At 41.3% G+C, this 5117-nt stretch carries 4 protein-coding genes and 1 pseudogene; all 5 read left to right on the forward strand.

The features are described from left to right. A pseudogene (locus H5186_RS22055) lies at positions 1 to 2022 on the forward strand (type IV secretion protein Rhs); the annotation flags it as partial. 13 nt (positions 2023 to 2035) lie between these two features. After that, positions 2036 to 2896, forward strand: a complete 861-nt coding sequence (locus H5186_RS22060; RefSeq protein WP_182795003.1) for an immunity 49 family protein — start codon at positions 2036 to 2038, stop codon at positions 2894 to 2896. Positions 2897 to 3262: 366 nt separating this feature from the next. Beyond that, complete coding sequence (locus H5186_RS23200) at positions 3263 to 3793, forward strand: hypothetical protein (protein WP_259400400.1); 531 nt, start codon at positions 3263 to 3265, stop codon at positions 3791 to 3793. A gap of 235 nt (positions 3794 to 4028) precedes the next feature. Beyond that, a complete protein-coding gene (locus H5186_RS22075; protein ID WP_182785409.1) occupies positions 4029 to 4565 on the forward strand; it encodes a DUF4303 domain-containing protein in 537 nt (178 codons plus the stop codon). 67 nt (positions 4566 to 4632) lie between these two features. Next, entirely contained in the window at positions 4633 to 4977 is a 345-nt protein-coding gene (locus H5186_RS22080; RefSeq protein ID WP_182785410.1) for an immunity protein YezG family protein, read from the forward strand. Positions 4978 to 5117 lie beyond the last annotated feature (140 nt).

Genomic DNA, 5117 nt, shown 5'->3' on the forward strand with positions numbered 1-5117 from the left:
GGTTCAACGTTTTTACAAACCAGTAAGTCAATTAACATCACAGGCTCTGGGCAAGGCGATTTAATCATTCATAACGCCGGCGGCGAAATTAAACTCGATAGCCAAGGCAACGCCACCATCATCGCTACCAATATACTCACCCTCGACAGCAACATTGTCACCTTTGATGGGCCAGTTGATTACGATATAGAAAGCCCGCAAACAGCCAGTAGCCCAAGTGCCTCAAGTCCTGCGAGTATTAGCCAAATCACCGCGTTTGATTTAAGTGACAATACGCTATCTGCAGGCGCACTCGCTCAGCTTGAACTTGAATACTTCTACGATGATGGCTCTGCCATTGAAGGTGTTGACTACCATATTATTGATAATGATGGTGTTGAACACACCGGCACCCTGGCGAATGGCGTAGCAACCTTGGCTAATTTACCACAAGGTAAAAGCCAAGTGACATTGTCAGCAACCACCCAAGCCGATGAGCAACGCCTTATTCAATTGCGCAAAGAATTCAATCAACACCTTACCTCCATGCTTGATGAAATTCGCAGGCAAGCCGCGATTGGGGATGCCATTTTTGAGCAAGAAGACTTTTTTACCCAATGGATGATTGAAACCGGCGCAAGAGCAACGGGTCTGTATCAAGGCGCTAAATCCCTTGTAACGGGTATCGCTGATTTAGTCGTACTAGGGATTGATATCAATATCAGTGTGTATTCGGCCTGTTTTAGAATGATTGACGCCGTTGCAAGTGGTGATAAAAACGCTGTTAAACAAGAACTTGAAACCATTTTAGCCTTTAGCCAAAAAACGACCAGCGCATTATCACAGGCGTTTGAACTATTACTTGCCTTAATGGACGATGCAGACACCCGCAGTGCATTAGCGCGCTTCCCGTATGACTATATTGAAGCGCATTCCTACGTTGATAAACAACGTTTAACCGGTGTTATGGCGTTTGAGATATTATTAGCGCTGTTAACGGGCGGTGCGGGAGCCGCAGCCTCTGCGGCAAGTAAATCCAAGCATCTCGTCAATGCGAATCGCTCATTAGTCGAGATGGCCGACATACTCAAACGCAAGCAACTTAACAAAACCACCTCGCATACCGTGTCGCCTGAGCAACCTAAATTAATTGAGCACATTGACAAACCCGATGCGACATTACAACCAGGTACCAACCGAGGCGTAACCACGCAGGTGTCAGCCAAAGCCCATGCTGACTATTTATTAGAGAATCTTCCCGATGATATTCGTGGCAACTACCGTGCATACACCAATGCAGACGGTAAAGTTATCATACAGCGCATAGATGGGAGTAAACCACCGAAACTGCGTTATGAAAATGGCGCGTTAGTTACTGTATCTGACCAAATCGATGTGTTTAACACCATTTCACAAAAACTAAAAATTAAACACAGCAACTTAGATTCAGCCGCAAGAAAGCGTTTAAAAACATTAGAAACAGCACGTAATAAAGCCGTTGCACAACGTGACGCTGCATTACTGGCAGGCGACGCTAAAGCATTAACAGATGCACAAAAAGCCATGCGATTGGCCAGTGAAGATTTAGGTGAAGAAGCCGCACGCATTTACGTACAACAAAATTACCCTAACGCCAAACCGTTAAACACCAAATTACCCGGTAACGGCAAACAAGGCGAGTTTGACCAAGTGTATGTCATCGAAGATGGTAAAGTCCTTATCATGGAAGCCAAAGGCGGTAATGCAACATGGGGTAGCAGAATAGCTGGAGAGGAACGTGCACAGCAAGGCTCCGCCAAGTACATGGATTCTGTGATTGATAATTATACCGAGCAGATGAAACGCCTCACAAAAGACCCTCGCTATGGTAAAGTCGGCGAAAAAGCGTTTACTGAGCAGGTTGAAGGCATTGAAGATATGCTGGATGAGTTAAGAATTGCAAAAAGAAAACAGGGTATTGAATATATTGGCATACAACAAAAAGCCAATGACAATGGCTTAATCGAGACCATTGATGTGTCTATTTTTGATATCGGATTTTAAGGAGTTATTTTAGATGATTAAAAGCCATTACAGCTTTGCACAAAGAAGCTATGAAAGAGCAATCAAGTTATATAATAGATTGCAAGAAGATGAAATTACTATGATCCAGAAAAACCCTGGCTACCAAATGTATTTTAGCTTTAAAACAAACCTAATAGACACTTTCCCAATGGAAGCCATTGAAAACCCTAATAGCTACCATGCCTGGCTGTACTTGCTACGCGCATCGCAATTAGGCCTCGGTATTTTTCAAAGTAACGCCAATGATGGTCAAGCCTTTCCATTTTTTTATGACGATGAATACCTAGAGGTGGTTGGCAAGAAAAACCCTGAAAATGCAGAGCATCCTGTTTGGCTACTTGCTTTATATGCCGCGATTATCGTACGCAACCAAGACGCCATAGATTTTTTAACCACCATCGACAATGAGGTGTTTGTAAACTCTAATTACGGCAATCAACTCAAACCGTTTGATTATGCCTTAGCTGATTTACTCAAAGGACTGTTCGCCCCAAGCGCCGACTTAGCGCACCTGCTAGAGCAAGCGTATATCACCTCTAACCCGGATGATTACCCTATTGATGAAGCGTATTTGTATGCCAGTCGTCTCAAGTGGCCGTTGGTCTCTGTTATCGAAGCGATTTTCACCGAAAATGGTGAGCAAGCCTACAACAGCACCATGGAAAAAGCTTTATTACTGCACCAAGAATATTACAGTGATGAAGAGCGCATGTGGAATGACCGTGGCGCCATTTCAATACCACTAACCGCAATGGCTGTTATCGCTAAAGAAGTCAAAGGCTATCAGCTCAGCGTTGAAAATGAGTATATTCCTGATTGGTTAATTAATGTAAACCCACCAAAACCAGAATAAACTGAACGTATTAATAATTACTCGCTCTTTAACAACATGGATGTTGGTAGGCTAGGCGCTAATACAGCCGCTGATTAGTGCCCTGCCTTTCATTTTTGCACAAGTAAATTCGAGTCTACGCATTCGTAGCAGCGGGTTTACCCCACGACATAATTCCCCCGCAGCCCACAACGAATTATTATTTGATGATAAAGCCAATGACAGCAACGAATCGATGGAAGGCGCTATTGCAGTATTCCGGCTCTTTACCCAACGAAAGTAGGCAAAGGTGACCCTGTTCAGTATTTACGTAAAATAAACTGGCAAGACTTAGGCAAACAAGCCGCCAGTGAAGTCAAAGCAATTATTAAAAGCTTTAGAGATACCTTGCAAGATATTTCAACCAGCTGGAAATACGACCTCCTACTGCCAGACTCGGCCATTGACGGCATGCAAGCCATGGTCAAACAACTTGATGAAGTCACCCCGCAAATAGACCAAGGGGTAAGAAACGCCGCAAATGAAATTGGCAATCGCGTAAACAAAGCCCTCGATGAGTTTGAGCCACCGGCAAGCACGGGTGTAGTGGGCAAACCGAAGAAAACCGTTGCCAATGAGCTTGAGCCGCCGAAAGGGAATGATTTAAAGGGGGCTAAGAACAAAGCAAATAAGCAGCTTTCTAATAGCTTATTAATTGAAAAGTATGCCAATGAGTTCTTTACGTTAAAACGCAAAGATTTTAGAGCATGGAAAATAAAGCTTGCAAATGAAGGGTTATCTTCAAACGAAATACAGGATGCTATATATTTCGGCTCTTTAAAAAGTGGTAAAAACATGTGGGGAGACAATTGGAAAAATATTATGAAGAAATATCAGGAACTAAATATCCCGGACCTCCCAATCATGCTCACCATTTAGTAGAGAAGAAAGGAGGTGGTAAATATGGTGTTTCAAATCGGAAAATTCTTGAAGATGTAGGTATTAATCCTTTATTATCTAAGGAGAATTTTGCTTGGGCGCCTCTCATAAAAGGACAGCATGGATTAGAGCCTCAGGCTCAACTAAATGAAATGTTGAATACATCTCGGGGCAATAAAAAAGCGATACTCAAAGTATTAGAGCAATGGGCAACAATATCGAAAGGTAGAACAATATGAATCTTGAACAAGAAAAAAATCAACTTGTCGAAGATCTAAGTAATATTTATAAAGCGCTCTTAAAAAAGTTGATTCACAAGTATAAGGATATAAATTCAATAGCTATTCATTGTGATTCAGGCTTTAGTGCATTTGGCTTTTCTTGGAACTCTAATGATTATTTGGAAAAGAAAAAAGAAAAATTTCCTGAAAGCGATTGGCTAATAATCAAATACTCTGTATCTGAGTGGAATAATATTTTTTACGAATATGAGGCATTTAACGACATTAATGAAAGGATAGAAGAAATATTTGATGACCTTTATGATGAAGATCTAACAGATGAACAGATAACTCAATTTTTTTGCGAGATAATCCATGGAGTACTATTGGAACTTACGAAGGTATTTTTTGATCATCGTGCTCCATTTATTTCATTACAATTTAACGATCCTAGTGATAAAGAGATTGACGTAATGCTAAAAATCAATCAACTATTAACAAATAAGCATCGGAATCTTGAATTTGAAAATTATTTAGAAAAAATAAAGTAATTTAAAAATCCCTCATGAATTAAGGAGCTCTCCCTAATTATGACATTTATAATGCTAAGGACAGCATATGCAACCAGATATTAAAAACGTTCCACAACACCTAGGTCAGTTCCTTTACGAGCAAATAAAAGAGCCGTGGCTTGAAGCCCAACTCATTTTAAATTGCGAAGATAAAGGTTTACTTGAATGCCAAGCTCACTTTAAAAAAGCCGATGACTCTAGTGAACAGCCAATTACCGTGACAGACGAGATAGTCGATTTATTCATCACCCTTTTTGAGAATGCCACTAAACACCAACCAGAAAAATGGACGCGCGCCATTTTTACTATTACACGGCAAGGCCAGTTCAACCTGAACTTTGAGCGTGATAATAATGATGATGACGTTATCACTGCACAGCAAACTTATTAAACAATATTGATTTACCCGCTCTTTAACAACATGGATGTTGTTTGGCTAGGCGCTAATACAGCCGCTGATTAGTGCCCTGCCTTTCATTTTTGCACAAGTAAATTCGAGTCTACGCATTCGTAGCAGCGGGTTTACCCCGC

The sequence above is a fragment of the Pseudoalteromonas sp. SG41-2 genome, assembly GCF_014164535.1.
Lineage (GTDB): Bacteria > Pseudomonadota > Gammaproteobacteria > Enterobacterales > Alteromonadaceae > Pseudoalteromonas > Pseudoalteromonas rhizosphaerae.

Coding starts and splice junctions, on each gene's coding strand:
- H5186_RS22060 (WP_182795003.1), top strand. CDS start 2,036: ATGATTAAAAGCCATTACAGCTTTGCACAAAGAAGCTATGAAAGAGCA.
- H5186_RS22075 (WP_182785409.1), top strand. CDS start 4,029: ATGAATCTTGAACAAGAAAAAAATCAACTTGTCGAAGATCTAAGTAAT.
- H5186_RS22080 (WP_182785410.1), top strand. CDS start 4,633: ATGCAACCAGATATTAAAAACGTTCCACAACACCTAGGTCAGTTCCTT.